The 16,190-nt window shown below is 67.9% G+C and carries 11 protein-coding genes and 1 pseudogene; 2 read left to right on the plus strand and 10 right to left on the minus strand.

The window, feature by feature from the left end; all coding sequences use genetic code 11:
* Positions 1 to 401: 401 nt before the first annotated feature.
* The 3 genes from ACTWQR_RS20965 to ACTWQR_RS20975 form a co-directional block, all read right to left on the minus strand.
* Positions 402 to 2,036, minus strand: a complete 1,635-nt coding sequence (locus ACTWQR_RS20965) for an ABC transporter substrate-binding protein (RefSeq protein ID WP_443228650.1) — start codon at positions 2,034 to 2,036, stop codon at positions 402 to 404.
* Positions 2,037 to 2,168: 132 nt separating this feature from the next.
* Positions 2,169 to 3,482, minus strand: a complete 1,314-nt coding sequence (locus tag ACTWQR_RS20970; protein WP_443228651.1) for an NtaA/DmoA family FMN-dependent monooxygenase — start codon at positions 3,480 to 3,482, stop codon at positions 2,169 to 2,171.
* 408 nt (positions 3,483 to 3,890) lie between these two features.
* Positions 3,891 to 4,142, minus strand: coding sequence for a hypothetical protein (locus tag ACTWQR_RS20975; RefSeq protein WP_443228652.1), 252 nt, complete (start codon positions 4,140 to 4,142; stop codon positions 3,891 to 3,893).
* Between the two features lie 259 nt (positions 4,143 to 4,401).
* Here ACTWQR_RS20975 and ACTWQR_RS20980 point away from each other — a divergent pair, with 259 nt between their 5' ends.
* Both ACTWQR_RS20980 and ACTWQR_RS20985 read left to right on the plus strand, forming a co-directional pair.
* Entirely contained in the window at positions 4,402 to 4,908 is a 507-nt protein-coding gene (locus tag ACTWQR_RS20980; protein WP_443228653.1) for a riboflavin kinase, read from the plus strand.
* A gap of 125 nt (positions 4,909 to 5,033) precedes the next feature.
* Complete coding sequence (locus ACTWQR_RS20985) at positions 5,034 to 5,858, plus strand: GntR family transcriptional regulator (RefSeq protein WP_443228654.1); 825 nt, start codon at positions 5,034 to 5,036, stop codon at positions 5,856 to 5,858.
* A gap of 88 nt (positions 5,859 to 5,946) precedes the next feature.
* Here ACTWQR_RS20985 and ACTWQR_RS20990 read toward each other — a convergent pair whose 3' ends face one another.
* The 7 genes and pseudogenes from ACTWQR_RS20990 to ACTWQR_RS21020 all read right to left on the minus strand — a co-directional run.
* Positions 5,947 to 9,759 (minus strand): ABC transporter ATP-binding protein, encoded by a 3,813-nt coding sequence (locus tag ACTWQR_RS20990; RefSeq protein ID WP_443228655.1) that lies wholly within the window; start codon positions 9,757 to 9,759, stop codon positions 5,947 to 5,949.
* A 100-nt stretch (positions 9,760 to 9,859) separates the two neighbouring features.
* Complete coding sequence (locus ACTWQR_RS20995; protein WP_443228656.1) at positions 9,860 to 10,855, minus strand: ABC transporter permease; 996 nt, start codon at positions 10,853 to 10,855, stop codon at positions 9,860 to 9,862.
* Between the two features lie 29 nt (positions 10,856 to 10,884).
* Entirely contained in the window at positions 10,885 to 11,763 is an 879-nt protein-coding gene (locus ACTWQR_RS21000; protein WP_443228657.1) for an ABC transporter permease, read from the minus strand.
* A gap of 125 nt (positions 11,764 to 11,888) precedes the next feature.
* Complete coding sequence (locus tag ACTWQR_RS21005) at positions 11,889 to 13,091, minus strand: MFS transporter (protein WP_443228658.1); 1,203 nt, start codon at positions 13,089 to 13,091, stop codon at positions 11,889 to 11,891.
* Positions 13,092 to 13,103: 12 nt separating this feature from the next.
* A complete protein-coding gene (locus ACTWQR_RS21010; protein WP_443228659.1) occupies positions 13,104 to 14,420 on the minus strand; it encodes an NtaA/DmoA family FMN-dependent monooxygenase in 1,317 nt (438 codons plus the stop codon).
* A gap of 62 nt (positions 14,421 to 14,482) precedes the next feature.
* Complete coding sequence (locus ACTWQR_RS21015; RefSeq protein ID WP_443228660.1) at positions 14,483 to 15,799, minus strand: NtaA/DmoA family FMN-dependent monooxygenase; 1,317 nt, start codon at positions 15,797 to 15,799, stop codon at positions 14,483 to 14,485.
* An 11-nt stretch (positions 15,800 to 15,810) separates the two neighbouring features.
* A pseudogene (locus ACTWQR_RS21020) lies at positions 15,811 to 16,190 on the minus strand (NtaA/DmoA family FMN-dependent monooxygenase); the annotation flags it as partial.

Consider the following 16,190-nt stretch of genomic DNA (forward strand, 5'->3'; position numbering starts at 1 on the left):
GGCTTTGACTCAGACGGCGACGCGCGGGTCGGCGACCGATTGCACGGCGTCGACGGCGATGTCCGTGACCACATGGAAAAAGTCCATCACCGAGTGTCACCACCGGCGATCCCGCTGAAGTCCCCGACGTCGATCGCTGCGCGAACAGCCCGATGCCTGACGGGCGAAGGTCGGCTCCACGAGCCCATGCATCATCAGGGTCCGCTCCCCGCCCAGGCGCCCGCAGGGTGAGCGTCCAACCGCGCGACGCCCCGGTCCCCGCAGCCGCAGCCCGCGGCGATCAGCGACGCGACTCTGACACCGTCGACCGCCTTCGACAATGCGTGCCTGGTCCCCTTCAGCCGGGGACCCGGCGCCAGAGCTCCTGATCAGGCAGTGCCCCAAGCCTGACCATGGCTTGATCAGGCCCTCTTCAAGGCCTGCGGCCAGAAGATCGCCGGGTAGTAGGAGTTGTTCTCGATTCCGCTCATGTAGCTGTGCGCGATCGTGGAGTTCGGCGTGATACACAGCGGGATCCAGATGGCGTCGTCGAGGATGATCTTGCTGCAGGTCGCGTAAACCGCTTCCGTCGCCGCGGTCGTCGGTTGCTTGATCGCCTTGTCCATCAGCTTGTCGAGCGTCGGATTCGAGTACTGGAAGAAGTTCAGTGGCTTGGCACCGGTGCGCAACAGGATCCGCAGTGTGGTGTCGAGGTGCAGCGCGTCCCCGCCGAGGAAGGTGACCAGGATGTCCGGGCGCTTGTCGGGCGGCTGGTTGGGCAGGTCGAACATTTGTGACGCCGGCATCTCGCGGACCGTGACGTCCAGGCCCAGCGCAGCCAACTGGGTCTGGACCAGCTCGGCCATCTGCTGCCGCGGCGCGCCGCCGTCGGCGCCCCAGGCCAGATCGATCTTCTTCCCCTCCAGGCCCCGCACCAGCGCCTTGAGCGCGGCGGTGTCCACCTGAGCCGGGAACGGCGCCAGCGTCGAGGAGAGCGTGCGCTCCGGAAACAGTCCCTTCTGGACCGCGGTGAGGCCGCCCCACGCCGTGTCGACGATCGATGTGCGGTCCAGGGCGGTGAGCATGGCCCTGCGCAGCGCCTTGTCGGCGAAGACCCCGGCCGTCGGGTTCAGCCAGATCGCCTCGCCCACGCCGCCGTAGGAATTGACGACCCTGAATTGCGATTTCTTCTGGTACTGCAGCACGTCCTGGATCGCGAAGCCCTTGGTCACCATGTCGAACGCGCCCGCGTCGAGCTGTAGCTTCTGCGTCGCGATACTCGGCGTGATTTTTATCTGGATGGTCTTGAACGCGGGCTTCTCGCCCCAGTAGTCCGGGAATGCCTCAAGCGTGTAGTGGCTGCCCGGCACGAACTCCTTGAAGATGTACGGCCCGGTGCCCGCGTCATGCGTCTTCAGCCACCCCTGCGCGAGATCGCCGCCGACGGCATGCTTCGTCACGGCGGCGGGACTGGTCGCCAGCGGTTGCCATGGGCAGGCCATGTAGTGCAGGAACGCGTTGTTCGGCGACTTGAGTGTCACGACGAACGTGGTGGGGTCGGGCGCCGCGGTCCTGGCCACTTCCGCGACCATGTAGGCGGGGCCCTGGGCGATCTTGGCGCGCCGCTCGAAGGTCTTCCGCCACGACTCCGCGTCCGCGGGGGTACCGTCGTGGAACTTCAAGTTCGGCTGAAGCTTGAACGTGTACGTCAACTGGTCCGGCGAGAGCGTCCATGACTTCGCCAGCCCCGGGCGGAACTCCGAGCTGCCTGGCTTGTAGCGGACAAGTCCCTCGTAGGCGGATTCCATGACCTGGACGCCTTCGCCCTCGTACATGATGTCCGGGTCGGGAACCTGCATATCGGCCAGGAACGGAATCCGCAGGGTGAGCTTCGAACCACCCGCCCCGCCGCCGCTGCCGTCGGAGCCGCACGCGGCGATCAGCGACGCGAGGCTGACACCGCCGATGGCGAGACCGCCGGCCTTCAAGAATCCGCGGCGGTCCAATCCAGCCGGAAAGTCCGGCGATCTCCGCTGTTGGTCTGCCGTTCTGTCCACCAATGACTCCTGCTCTGCTTCCACTGTCGACTGAAAAGCACGGCATGCGCTGGCGTGCCTCCACATTTCCGAGCAGTAGAACCGCGTCAGGTGACGCAGTCGCGTCGCATCAGTACCTCTCCTATTGCGCCGTCAGAACTCGAGGAGGTTCTCGCGGAACGTGCTGTGGTTGTAGCCGTCCCTGATGAGGCCGCGCTTGCGCAGGGCGGGTGCCAGGCCGTCCGCGATCTCGGCGATGTTGCGCCGCGTGACGGTCGGCGACAACAGGAATCCGTCGCCGCCGATCTCCTCCATCGCCTCTCCCATCTTCGACGCCACGGTGTCGGGCGAGCCGACGAACGCGAGGCCGGCGTGGGTGTCGACGGTGGCGATGGCCTCGCGCAGCGTCTTGCCGCGGGCGCCTTCGATGAACGTACGCAGGGTGCTCGTCTCGCCGTTGCCCCAGACGTCGGGGACCTCCTTGTCGAGATCGAACGTGGAGAAATCGAATTCTCCGCCGGAGGTGTAGCTCAGCCCCCACAGCTTCCGCTCGATCGCCTGGTCGCTCCAGCGGGCGGCCCGCATGTCCTCCACGCGCGCCTGCGCGACGCGATCGGTGTCACCGAGTACCGGGTCGATGAGGAAGAGGATCTTCAGCGTGCTCGGGTCGCGACCGTACTCCTTCATGCGACTGTGCATGTCCTGCCGGAACGCCTTCATCTGCTCGATGCCGGTGCCGTGCGCGAGCATCGACTCGGCGTACTTGGCGGCCAGGTCACGGCCCGCGGGCGAGGCCCCGGCCTGCACGATGACCGGACGGCGCTGCGGCCCGGGAATGGTGTTGAGCGGCCCGCGGGTTCTGAAGTACTTCCCCTCGAAATCGACCGGGTGCACCTTCGTGTGGTCGGCGTAGCGCGGCGTCTCCTGGTCGACGAGGACGGCACCCTCCTCCCACGAGTCCCACAACGCCCCGACGGCCTCCATCCACTCCTTGGCCATCTCGTACCGCTCGCTGTGCTTCATCAGCGTGTCGTACCCGTATTGCTGCGCCGCGCGCGACGAGCTCCCGGTGACCACGTTCAACCCGACCCGCCCCTCGGTGAGGTGGTCGAGGGTGGTCATCGTCCGGGCCGCCATGAACGGGTGGTAGAAGCTCGTCGACAAGGTCACCGCGATGCCGATGTGCTTGGTCCGCTGTGCCAGCAACGGGATCAGCGGGACGGGATCGCTCTTCGGGGCCAGCAGGCCGTACTTGAGCGTCGTCTCCATCGAGCGGCCGTAGGCGTCCTCGACCATGCTCGTGTCCTCGACCAGCAGGTAGTCGAAGCGAGCCCGCTCCAGCGCCGCTGCCAGGTCGACGAACAGGTCGCCCTTCATCCAGTCGTGTCCGGTATTACCCGCCCACGGGTCCATCGCCCAGGTCTGAACGCTGAAGCCGCTGCCCATGAACCAGCCCAAATGAAACATGACCCCAACCTGACTTTCCGATGTTTCCGCGCACGGAGTCACGCAGTTGCGCCCCCATTGCGCTGCCGGCGTGTCCCGTCACCAGGCACGTGGCCCGTACCGGAGATCGTTCCGAAGACGACTTGTGGAGACCTCGACCTCATGGGCGAGGTCTGACCGTTGACGGAGGAGTGGCATCTCGTCGTGGCTGGTGTGATCACGGCGTAAAGGGCCGTCCGTGGAGCCTGGCTCTGGAGGACAGGGGCCTGCCGGTCGCCGCGTACCGGCACCATCACGCCGTGCTCGGCAGCGCCTGCCTCCCCACCGCGGGACATCCCTCGGCGGGGCGACTGCCCTCACCGCTCCGGCCACCGCTCCGGTGCCCGCGGGGTGCCGGCCGGTTGGCGTGCCTCCGGACCGGAGCGCGGGTCAGGTGGAAAGCGATCGGAGTGCGGACAGGTCGGCGGTGGTGGGATACCGCCAGACGAGGTAGCCGAGGGGGACCCCTGTTCGGTCGGCCAGCCACTCGTGGTCGAGCTCGCTGGGGCCGGCCTGCCGGGCGGCATCGATCAGCAGCCCGATGCGGCGAGTGGCCCGCTCGGACGCGATGGCGCGATGGTCGCGCGGCCTCTTGCGGCGAGCGCCGTGCCAGCGCCCGTACCTGGTGCCTTGAGCCTTCATGCCGCGGAGTCAAGCGCGCCGCTGTTGCCCGAGGGTCACCCTCCGGTTGCGGGTCCTTTGCGCTGGCCGTTGCGCTTCGGAGGGGGGAAGGTGCGCCGCGACCCTTTGCCGACGCCCGGAGGCGCGCTGGTGGGGATGCGCATCGCGGCACCGCAATCGGCGCAATCCAGACGTCACCGTCGGCACGTTCGCCCGCAATGGGGATCCGTCGCACTGGTACTTGCCCCGACTGTCCCCCCGTGCCGAAGGAGCAGACAAGATGGACTCGACCTTGGACAGCATTTTCCTGCGCGTGCCGCTCGGTGCGCGCAGGAGACCTCGCCAGAACTCGGACAGGTCAGTGCCCAGGCAGATGGGGCTCATCGAGGGACGGGTCGAGCATGGCGACCGGCGTGGCCGCGAGCTCGGCTTCCCCACCGCCAACATCGTGCTGGGCGACGAGAGCGTGAGTGACGGAGTGTGGGCCGGTCTGGTGCGACTGCCCGACGGCGCCACGTACGGCGCAGCCGTGTCGGTCGGCCGGAGGGCCACCTTCTACGGCCGTGACGGGATCCGCCTCCTCGAAGCACACCTGTTGGACTTCTCCGGCGATCTCTACGGGCAGTGGCTCCTCGTCCGGCTCGATCACCGGATCCGACCGCAGCGCCGCTTCACCGACGTCAAGGGGCTGGTGCAGCAGATGCACCAGGACATCGCCGACGCCCGGCTCTGGCTGCACGCGAACGCGCGCCCGCAGGTGTCCGACGGCGTCGCCGACCAGCCCTGAGTGGCGCTCTGCTGCCCGAGAGTCGCCAGAGCGCAATACGTACGTCGCATTCGAGGACGATTCAGGCAACACTCCGCTGCTTCCATGCTCAAACTGGTGAACGCCTCTTCGAAGGGGGTTTCCTCGTGGCAGATGACCTGTTGCCCCGTCAGGCCGCACAACCGAGGCTGCCGGCGGTGTCGAACCACCCCGCCGGGCCGGTGCGCCCCGAGACGGTGTACCAACGGCACCGACAGACTCCGGACCGGCTGAACAACTCCATGCGCAGGGCCTACGACCTCCTGCGTTCCTCCCTGCAAAGCAGTCCCGAGAGCCTGTACCTGGTCGAGAGTGAACTGACCGAGTCCCTGTCGGCGAGCCGCAACACCGTGCGTGCGGTCCTGCAGCTCCTGGCCAAGGACGGTCTGGTTACGCGCAGCCCGAAGCGCGGGACGCGCTCTGCCCACGTGACGACCTTGCGGATCAACCAGATCGCCCCCGTCGAGGCGTTCGGCGGCGAGAGTGCGGTCCACACCCAGCTCCGTGCCCTGGATTACCAGATCCTGGGCTGTCCGGGCCTGGTGCGCGAGCGACTGCAGCTCGTGGGCGACTGGACCGTGCTCATGATGGAGTCGCTCGTCCTCCGGCACGAACTGGTGCTGGGCATCCTGGTGAGCTACGTCGCGCTGAGCCCCGAGCAGTCCCGGGACGTCGTCGTCGACGAACCGGACGCGATCTTGTTCCTGGAGAAGCACTTCGACGTCAGGATCCGCGGAACCAAGTCGACGACGATCGGTGCGACCGCGGCCGACGAGCAGTCCGCGCGGTTGGTGGGTGTGGAGGTCGGAGCGCCCATGCTCTTCCTGGAAGACGTCCTGGAGGACGAGCAGGGCCAGCCCAGGGCGCTGTCGCAGTTCCGGCTGCGGAGCGACCTGATCGCCTTCCAGACCCACGCCGTCCGATCGGCCTGACACACGCCGGTCAGCCTGCCTTGGACAGCCCAGAACCTCACCCGCCCTGCCGCCGTAGCGGCAGGGCGGGTGAGGTTCTGGGCTGTCGTCACTCGCTGTGGGCGGCACTCGTCACCATCGCCGCCCACAGCGCCGCGTACTGGCCCCCGAGCTTGAGGAGTTCGTCGTGGGCGCCGTCCTCGACGATCAGCCCGTTGTCCACGACCAGGATGCGCTGGGAGGCTCGTGCCGTCTGGAGCCGATGCGCGATCAGCAGCGTCGTACGCCCCCTCGCGACCAGTCCCATCGCTCGCTGCACGCGTGCCTCCGTGGCGAGGTCCAGGTTGGCCGTCGCCTCGTCGAGCAGCAGGATCGCGGGGTCGACGAGGAGTGCCCGGGCCAGGCTCAACAGCTGGCGTTGGCCGGCCGAAAGCGACCGGCCCTGCTCGCTCACCGGGGTGTGGTAGCCGAGCGGCAGTTCGGCGATGAAGGCGTGCGCCCCCACCGCGCGGGCGGCCTGTTCCACGAGAAGGTCCGGCGCCTCGGGGTTCCCGTAGGCGATGTTGGAACGGATCGTCCCCGAGAACAGGAAGGGTTCCTGGGGGACGAACCCGAGCTGGTGACGGTACGCCGCCAGGTCGAGCTGCTTGATCGGGATGCCGTCGAGGCTCACCGTGCCCGCGGACGTGTCGTAGAACCGGGCCACCAGCTTGACCAGGGTCGACTTGCCCGCACCCGTGGTGCCGACCAGGGCGACGACCTGCCCGGGCGGGATCTCGAGGCTCACGTCGTCCATCGCGACCAGGCCCGTGCTCTCGTAGGCGAACGTCGCGTGGTCCAGGGAGATCCGGCCGGACAGACGCTTCGGGGCGACGGCGTCCTCGGCGAGCGGGGTACCCGTCGGCGTCTGCAGGAGCTCTCGCAGCTGGACGACCGCGACCTTCGCCTGCAGCCATTGGTCGAAGACGAAGGACAGCTGCTGGATCGGCGTGAAGAACTGGTCGAGGTAGAGCAGGAAGGCGATCAGCAGGCCCATGGACAGGTCACCCGCCATGACCCGCGGAGCGGCGACCACGAGCGCGATGGCCTTGGCGACGGTGCTCAGCAACTGGAGCAGCGGGAAGAACCGGGCCATCAGCTCGGCCGAGCGAATCCGGGCCTCGCAGTAGGAGTCGGCCAGCACCTCGAACCGCTGTTCGTTCGCCTGCTGCTGGGAGTAGGCCTGGCTGACCGCGACGCCGGCGAGGCTCTCCTGCATGTCGGCGTAGAGCACCGACACCCGGTCGCGGGCGATCAGGTACGTCCTCCCGGAGGCGGAGCGGAACCACAGCGTGGAGACCAGCAGGACCGGCAGCACCGCCGAGACGGCGAGGGCGAGTTGGGCGTCGAAGACGACGAGTCCGACGGCGATGCCGGCACACGCCAGCAGACTCACCATCGCGGTCAGCAGTCCCTGCTGCAACAGCTGGGCGAAGGCCTCGACGTCGGAGGTCATCCGGGTCATGATCTTGCCGGCCATGTGCTGCTCGTAGTAGTTGAGCGAGAGTCGTTGCAGGTGCGCGAACGTGCGCACCCGCAGCCCGAACAGCATGCGTTCGGCGATGAGCTGGGCGAAGTAGATCATCACCCTGCTGTTGACCCAGATGACGCCCTGGATGGCCAGGAGGGCCACACAGATCCAAGCCAGCGTCCGGTGGGAGTGCTGGAGGACGCCGTGGTCGATGCCGAGCCTGATCAGCACCGGCGTCGAGATCCACGAGACGGCGTCGACGACCACCATGACCGAGGCCAGCAACAGCGGCTTGGTGAACGACCGGAAGACACTCCCCATGGTGAACCGGTCGTGCGGCGCGACTGCCTCCGCGAGGTCGATGTCGGGCTCGCCGCGCAGTTCGGGAAGGCGTTCCACGGCCTTGAGCAGCGTGGGCGACACGGTGGCCAGGCCGGCGAGGGTCGAGGTGTCGCCACTCATACCGGGGCCGTGCGAGCCGGACGCCGCCCGCGTGGCGGCCTCGCTGGTGTGGCTGCTGATCTTCGGCGCGCCCAGCCGTGACACGTCCTCGGGCCAGGTGGTGGGGTCCAGCTCGGTGACCGGTTCCTCCGGTCCTGCCTCGAAGTCCGCGTCAGGTCCGGTCAGCAGCTCACGGAAGAGCGGGGAGCTCGCGAGCAGCTCTTCCGTGGTTCCGACGTCGACGATCCGGCCGCGGTCGAGCACGATGACCCGGTCCGCCAGACGCAGGGTCGAGTGCCGGTGGGCGATCAGCACGGTCGTCCGGCGGGCGAGGACCTCCCCCAGCGAGCGGTGGATGGCGTGTTCCGTCCGTGCGTCGATGGCGGACGTGGCGTCGTCGAGAATCAGCACCTGGGGGTTGGTCAGTGCCGCCCGGGCGAGTGCGAGTCGCTGCCGCTGCCCACCGGACAGGGTGAAGCCGCGTTCGCCCACGGCGGTGTCGTAGCCGTCGGGGAGTCCCGAGACGAAGCCGTGCGCGCCTGCCGCGACCGCCGCGTGCTCCACCTCGTCGATGGTGGCCGTCGGTCTGCCGAACGCGATGTTGTCGCGGATCGTCGTCGAGAAGAGGAAGCCCTCCTCGAACACGATCCCGACCGCGGCGCGCAGCGAGCTCAGGGTGTACTCGCGGATGTCGCGGCCGTCGATGCGCACCACGCCTGACGTGGGGTCGTGGAACCGGGCGATGAGGTGGGCCAGGGTGGACTTCCCGGAACCCGAGGCGCCCACGATGGCGATCCGCTCTCCCGGGTTCACCCGCAGCGAGATGTCGTGCAACACGCGTTCGCCGCCGGGGTAGCGGAAGTCGACATGCTGGAGTTCGACCAGGCCTGCGGGGTCCTCCAGCCGGACGGCGTGGGGACGCTCCTGCACGCGGGCCTGCGTCGACAGCAGCTCGACGACCCGCTGGGCGCCGGCGCGCGCCTGCTGGCTGGTGGCCATCAGACCGGACAGGAAGCGCACCGGGGCGACCAGCTGAAGGACGTAGCTGGAGAAGGCGAGGAACACGCCGAGCGAGACCTGGCCCTCCATGACGAGCCAGCCCCCGAAGCCGAGGATGGCCAGCTGGGTGAGCCCGGGGATGGCGTCCATGCCGGCGCCGAACACCGCGGTGATCCTCGCGGTGCGGAGCCGGGACTGGAAAAGCTTGCGCGCCTCGCCGTTGAGCGATGCCTGCTCCTGCTCCTCCTGCCCGAACGCCTTGACGACCCGGACTCCGGTGACCGCCTCCTCCACGACCCCGGCCACGCCGCCCTGGAAGCGCTGGTCCATCCAGCTCGCGGGGAACGAGCGGCTGCGGAACCTCATGGCCACGGCGAGGAACACGGGTACGGCCACCACCATCACCGCTGCCAGCAGCGGGGAGAGGGCGACCATCACGGCCAGCGACACGACGAGCAGGGTGACGTTGCCGTAGGCCAGGCCCAGTTGCTGGAGAAACATCTGGATCAGGGTGAGGTCCGATGTGGCGCGGGACATCACGTCCCCGGCACGCATCTCGTCGCGCCGCGAGGCGTCCAGGTACTGCATGTGCCGGTGCAGCTTGATCTGGAGGTCCCGCTGGACGTGCACGGCGGCTCTGCCGCCGATCGTGCGGCGCAGGTAGTTCGCCACGAAGCTGACGAGTCCGGTGACGAGCAGGAGCACGATCCAGACGGTTCGGGAACGCTTCTCGGAGAGGATCGTGTCGTCGAGGACGACCTGCTGGATCAACGGTATGAGGCCCATCAGACCCATCGCGGCGACGGCGAATCCGACACCGAGCCATATGCGGAAGCGCACCCGCCGGTCGAGCACGGGTGCCAGCAGTTGGAGGGTCCCGCGCGCGTACACCGGACGACGCTGGTTCTCCACCTCCGCCTCCAGGTCGGGCTCGGAGGAGTCCGCTTCGCGCATGTCGAGTGCAGCGGTCATGGGCGTATGAGAGTGGTCGTGGTCATGGGCACAGGAGAAGGGGCGCGGATTTCCGCGCCCCTTCCCATGCGTTGCCGGCCGATTGCGCCCCTGGACGCCTCTAGACGGCGATCCGCGGATCGGCCGCGGCTTGGAGGACGTCGACGACGATGTTGGCCACGACGTAGAGGAGGCCGACGACCAGCGTGATTCCGGCGATGGTGTTGAAGTCTCCCTTGCCGATCGACTGGGAGATGTACAGGCCGATCCCGGGTCTGGCGAAGATCGCCTCGACCAGGATGCTGTTTCCTATCATTCCGGCGAGTTGCAGTCCCATCAGCGCGAGCACGGGGCCGAGGGCGTTGCGGAGTGCGTGCTTGACGAGGACCTCGGTCCCGCTCAGGCCCTTGGCCCTGGCAGTACGGGCGTACTCCGCTCGGAGGGTGCCCTCCAGGCTGCTTCTCAGAACGCGGCCGACGGCCACCGCGGGTCCGATCGCGATGCACAACGCCGGGAGGATGAGATGTTTCAGGTCGTCGAAGAACAGGCTCGGCCGGCCCGCCACCAGGCTGTCGACCAGAAGGAAGCCGGTCGGGCCCGATGGTGCGTCGTACGACGATGTCTGGCCCGTGACGGGCAGGATGTCGAGCCAGCGGTAGAAGACCAGCATCGCGATCAGGCAGGCCAGGAACACGGGCACCGACGCGCCGGAGATCATCACCACCCGCAGCACCCCCGATCCGGGCCACCGCTGCGCCGTGGCCAGCCCCAGGAAGAACCCGATCACGGCGATCAGCACGAGAGACATGAACACGAGCTCCAGCGTGACCGGCAGGAACTTCACGATGTCCGACGCGACCAGCGTGCGCGTCACTGAGGAGGTCCCGAGGTCACCCTGGACCGCACTCGCCAGGTAGTGGAAGAACTGCACCGGCAACGGCTTGTCGAGTCCCAGTTGTTGGCGGGCGGCCTCGTACACCTCCGGCGGTGCCTTCTCCCCGACCAGGGCGACGACGGGGTCGACCGGCGCCACCTGCTGCAGGACGAAGACCACCAGGACCAGCGCGATCAGGACAGGAAGCGCTCCGAGGAGCCGACGACCCAAGATCAGCAGCATGATGTCACCTCCACGTTCGTCTGTACCGGTCAGCGGTCACGGATGCGGTCCCTGAGTGCGTCGCCGGCGAAGTTGCTCACGATGGCGATCAGTGCGACGGCCGCGGCGGGGAACACGGGGATCCACCACGCGCTGAAGATGTTGGTCATGCCTTGTGCGCTCATCGCTCCCAGCTCGGGCGCCGGCTGCGGCGCACCCAGACCGAGGAACGACAGGCTCGAGAGCATCAGCACCAGCGCCGACACGTCCAGGCTCGCGGTGATGATGGTGGTGGGGACGGCTCCGGGCAGCAGATGCCTGGTGAGCCGGCGCACCGGTCCGGCCCCCGAGATTTTGGCCGCCTCCATGTGCGGAGAGGCCCGCAGCTTGCGTACTTCGGCGCGGATGATGCGCGTGTACAACGGCCACCACACGATCGAGACGCCGACGAGCGTGTGGAAGTAGGACGGACCGAGGGCCGCCACCACCGCGACCGCCAGGATCGGTCCGGGCAGGGCCAGGAACACGTCGGTGATCCGCATCAGGACACTGTCGACGATGCCGCCGGCAGCCCCGGCGACGAGACCGACCAGCCCGCCGAAGAAGACACCGGAGGCGACGACCGCCAGGGCGCCCCACCAGCTGGTGGCCATGCCGACGAGAACGCGACTGAGTACGTCACGTCCCACCGTGTCGGTCCCCAGGAGATAACCGGATCCGGGCGCGGACATCGGTGCCCCGGCCGGCACCAGGGGGTCGTAGGGCGCGATGGCCTCGGCGAAGACCGCGATGAGGAACATCGCTGCCAGCGCGGTGAAGGCGACCCAGCCGGCGACCGGCGTGCCCTGGAAATACTGTCTGAGGCCTTGACCGAATCTGGTCCCGACCGGGACCAGATCCTTGGCGACGTAGGGCTCAGCAATGGCCATGGCTCCTCCGTGACTGAACGGCCCGCTCGTCCTCGACCCTGCGGTTCACGGGCTTCTGATGGGATCCGTCGGGAGGCAAGTCCATCTCCCGGTGGTATCATTGAAAGTTCACTCAAGTTGCTGGTTCATTGCGCGCGCGTGGCGCGCGTTTCCCGCAGGGGTCTAGATCCGGCCAGCACAGCCGCGGACAGCAGGACGAGTCCCCCGCCGACCACGCACCCCGTGGTTCCCAGCGCCCCGAAGAGCAGATTGACGCTGCCCGAGCCGCTGAACGAGCCCACGCCGCAGGCGATCCGGTAGTTGGCCACGGCGATCGACGGGTCCGGGCTGGTGGCGACGACCAGCACCGGTGGTGCCGCCAGAGCGACTCCGTCGACGAGGCCGAACAGCACAGCCGCGGCGAGGAAGCCACTGAGCGAATGTGCGGCCAGAAGGGCGGCCAAGGCGACCACACCGAGCGCGAGCGCCCACACGAGCGCTCGAGCGGGACGGACCTTCTCGAACAGCGTGCCCGAGGTGCCGAGGACCACGATCTCCACCATGGAGAGCACGCCCAGGGAGATTCCGATGCCCGCGGGGGTGAGACCCGCCGCGTCCCCGATCAGCGGGAAAGCGGTGTTCTCGATCCCGCTGCGCAGGTAGTTGCCGATGAGCCCCAGCGCGAGCGCGACCCGGACTGCCCGGCCGACCGCGAGTCGGGGCAGACCGACCCGGGGGCGGCCGAGTTCGTACGGGGCTGGAAGGCGCGGTAGCAGCAGGACCACCAGCGCGCCCGCCGCCAGCCCCGCGCCGCAGCAGACCGCGAAGGCGAGCCGGTAGCCGTCGACCCCCGAGGACTGGGTGGCCAGGAGGCCGCCGACCGGAGCTCCGACGGCGCCGCCGAGCATCTGCAGGCTCGCGTTCGAGCCGAGAGCGCGGTGCGGGCGAGCGCGCATCCGCACCGTCACCTGCAACGCCGCGCCGGCGACCACCGCGCTGGCCAGCCCCTGGAGGACCCGGGCGGCGATCAGCTCCGGCGCGCGGTCGGCCAGCCCGTAACAGGCCTCGCTGACCGCGAAGAGCACCATCCCGACGACGGCCGTCGAACGAGCGTCGATCCGGGTGACGACCCGCGTACCCAGGACGTCGACCAGCGTGAGTCCGGCCGCGGAGCTCACGATGAAGACGGTGACGAGGACCGGGCTGAGTCCCAGCTTGATCGCGTAGAGCAGCTCGATCGGGGCGGTCATGGCCATCACGAATCCGACCAGGACCATCGTCAGCTGATGCCCGGCCGACTGCCGGAACCGGGCCAGCGGGCTGCCGTGGTAGGTGTGCGGTGCCGTCACGCCCGCACTCGATCAGAACTCACGAAGCGTCTCGCGCAGAGTTGACCTGGTGTACTCGGTGCGGGTGAGGCCCTGGCGCTGGAGCGCGGGCATCAGTCCGTCGCAGATGGAGCTGATGTAGTTGCGGGACAGGTCCCAGCCAGGCTTGCTGATCAGGAAGCCGTCGCCGCCGACCTCCTCCATCGCCTCGCCCATCTTCTTGGCGACCTGCTCCGCGGTGCCCACCAGTTCAAGTCCTCGCTTGGCGCGGTGCAGCACCAACTCGCGCAGGGTCTTGCGGCCGGGGGTCCCGTCGCCCCGCATGAAGTACTCGAGGGATCCACGTTCGCCGTTGGTGGTCAGGTCCTCGGGGAGCGGTTCGTCCAGGTCGAACTGCTTGAAGTCGATCTCGGTGTTGGAGGAGATGTTCACCAGCGACTTCTCGATGTACGACGGGTGGTTGTGAAGCCGCTCGACCTCGGCGCGGGCTTCGGCTTCAGTGGCGGCGACGGTGGGAGAGACGACGAAGAGGAGCTTGATCTCGTCAGGATTGCGGCCGGCCGCTTCGGCGCGGGCGCGGATGTCGTCGCGGTACTCCTTCATGCCTTCGATGCCGGTGCCCACTGCGATGATCGCGTCGGCAGCGCCGGCGGCGAACGCACGACCCCGAGGGGAGGCCCCGGCCTGGAGGAACGCGGGCCGGTGCTGGGGCGACGGCACGGTGTTGAGCGGCCCGCGGGACTTGAAGTACTTGCCTTCGAAGTCGATGGTGCGGACCTTGCGGAAGTCGGCGAAGGTGTTGGTCTCGCGGTCCATGACGACCGCGTCGGGCTCCCAGGAGTCCCACAGCTGGTTGACGACGTCGAAGTACTCCTCGGCGACGTTGTAGCGCTCGTCGTGCTCGGGCAGGCCTTCGAGGCCGAAGTTCTGGGCGGCACGGTCCTCAGCCGAGGAGACGATGTTCCAGCCGAACCGGCCCTCGGCGATCGAGTCGACGGTGGAACAGGCACGGGCCAGCAGATACGGCGGGTAGAACGACGTCGACATCGTCGCCACCACACCCATCCTGGCCGTGTTGGCGGCGATCAGAACGGCCAGCGGGATCGGGTCCTGCTTGGGCGCGAACGCCGAGTGCTTCAGCGCGCCTTCCATGGTGCCGCCGTAGGCATCGGCCACCATGACCGTGTCCTCGATCATGATCAGGTCGAAGCAGGCCCGCTCCATCGACTGGGCCATGTCGACGTAGAACCTGCCGTTGGCCCAGTCCTTCACGTCCGGGGAAGCCCACTCGCTGTCCCACTCCGGCGGGATGAAGTTCATGAACCAACCCATGTGGAACTTCTTCGGCATGATGTCTCCTACTCGGTCACGACGCGGTTCTCTTGAAAAGTGCGGGGATGTCTGCGGTGGGCTCAGAACTCGCGGAGCGTCTCGCGCAGGGTGGACTTGGTGTACTCGGTGCGGGTGAGGCCCAGACGCTGGAGCGCGGGGACCAGGCCGTCGGTGATCGAATGGATGTACTTCCGGTTCAGATCCCAGCCGGGCTTCATGATGAGGAAGCCGTCGCCGCCGATCTCCTCCATCGCCTCGCCCATCTGCTGGGCGACCTGCTCCGCGGTCCCGACGAACTCGACGCCTGTCTTGGCCCAGTCGATCGCGAGTTGACGCAGGGTCTTGGGGCCGGGGGTGCCGTCGCCCCGCATGAAGTGTTCGAGGGATCCGCGTTCGCCGTTGGTGGTCAGGCCCTCCGGGAGCGGCTTGTCAAGGTCGAACTGCTTGAAGTCGATCTCGGTGTTGGCCGAGATGCTGACCAGGGTCTTCTCGACGTAGGCGTCGGACGAGGTCAGCCGTTCCACCTCGGCGCGGGCTTCGGCTTCGGTGGCGGCGATGGTGGGGGAGACGCAGAAGAGGAGTTTGATGTGGTCGGGGTCGCGGCCGGCGGCTTCGGCGCGGGCGCGGATGTCGTCGCGGTACTCCTTCATGCCCGCGGTGCCAGTGCCGACCGCGACAATCGCGTCGGCCGCGCCCGCGGCGAACGCACGACCCCGAGGGGAGGCCCCGGCCTGGAGAAACGCGGGCCGGTGCTGGGGCGAGGGCACGGTGTTGAGCGGCCCGCGGGACTTGAAGTACTTGCCTTCGAAATCGATGGTGCGGACCTTGCGGTAATCGGCGAAGGTGTTGGTCTCGCGGTCCATGACAACCGCGTCGGCATCCCAGGAGTCCCACAACTGGTTGACGACGTCGAAGTACTCCTCGGCGACGTTGTAGCGCTCGTCGTGCTCGGGAAGACCCTCGAGCCCGAAGTTCTGGGCGGCACGGTCCTCAGCCGAGGAGACGATGTTCCAGCCGAACCGGCCCTCGGCGATCGAGTCGACGGTGGAACAGGCACGGGCCAGCAGATACGGCGGGTAGAACGACGTCGACATCGTCGCCACCACACCCAGGTGGGCGGTGTTCGCGGCTACCTTGACCGCCAGTGGCACGGGGTCGTGCTTGGGCGCGAAGATGGAGTTCTTCAACGCGCCTTCCATGGTGCCGCCGTACGCGTCGGCCACCATCACGGTGTCCTCGATCATCATGAAGTCGAAGCAGGCCCGCTCCATCGACCGGGCCATGTCGACGTAGAAGTCGCCGTTGGTCCAGTTCTTCACGTCCGGGGAAGCCCACTCGCTGTCCCACTCCGGCGGGATGAAGTTCATGAACCAACCAAGGTGGAATTTCTTCGGCATCGTGTCGATCCTCAGAACTCGCGGAGTGTGTCGCGCAGGGTGGACTTGGTGTACTCGGTGCGGGTGAGGCCCAGGCGCTGCAGCGCGGGGACCAGGCCGTCGCAGATGTCGGTGATGTACTGCCGGGAGAGGTCGCGACCGCCCTTGTTGATGAGGAAGCCGTCGCCGCCGATCTCCTCCATCGCCTCGCCCATCTTCTTGGCGACCTGCTCCGCGGTGCCCACCAGTTCCAGGCCCCGCTTGTTGCGAGCCATGACCATCTGACGCAGGGTTTTGGGGCCGGGGGTGCCGTCGCCGCGCTTGAAGTGTTCGAGGGATCCGCGTTCGCCGTTGGTGGTCAGGCCTTCGGGGAGCGGTTCGTCCAGGTCGAACTGCTTGAAGTCGATCTCGG

Source organism: Streptomyces sp. 2A115 (genome assembly GCF_052245575.1).
GTDB lineage: Bacteria > Actinomycetota > Actinomycetes > Streptomycetales > Streptomycetaceae > Streptomyces.

Coding starts and splice junctions, on each gene's coding strand:
- ACTWQR_RS20970 (WP_443228651.1), bottom strand. CDS start 3,482: ATGTTTCATTTGGGCTGGTTCATGGGCAGCGGCTTCAGCGTTCAGACC.
- ACTWQR_RS20995 (WP_443228656.1), bottom strand. CDS start 10,855: ATGCTGCTGATCTTGGGTCGTCGGCTCCTCGGAGCGCTTCCTGTCCTG.
- ACTWQR_RS20975 (WP_443228652.1), bottom strand. CDS start 4,142: ATGAAGGCTCAAGGCACCAGGTACGGGCGCTGGCACGGCGCTCGCCGC.
- ACTWQR_RS21015 (WP_443228660.1), bottom strand. CDS start 15,799: ATGCCGAAGAAATTCCACCTTGGTTGGTTCATGAACTTCATCCCGCCG.
- ACTWQR_RS21000 (WP_443228657.1), bottom strand. CDS start 11,763: ATGGCCATTGCTGAGCCCTACGTCGCCAAGGATCTGGTCCCGGTCGGG.
- ACTWQR_RS20980 (WP_443228653.1), top strand. CDS start 4,402: ATGGACTCGACCTTGGACAGCATTTTCCTGCGCGTGCCGCTCGGTGCG.
- ACTWQR_RS21010 (WP_443228659.1), bottom strand. CDS start 14,420: ATGCCGAAGAAGTTCCACATGGGTTGGTTCATGAACTTCATCCCGCCG.
- ACTWQR_RS20990 (WP_443228655.1), bottom strand. CDS start 9,759: ATGACCGCTGCACTCGACATGCGCGAAGCGGACTCCTCCGAGCCCGAC.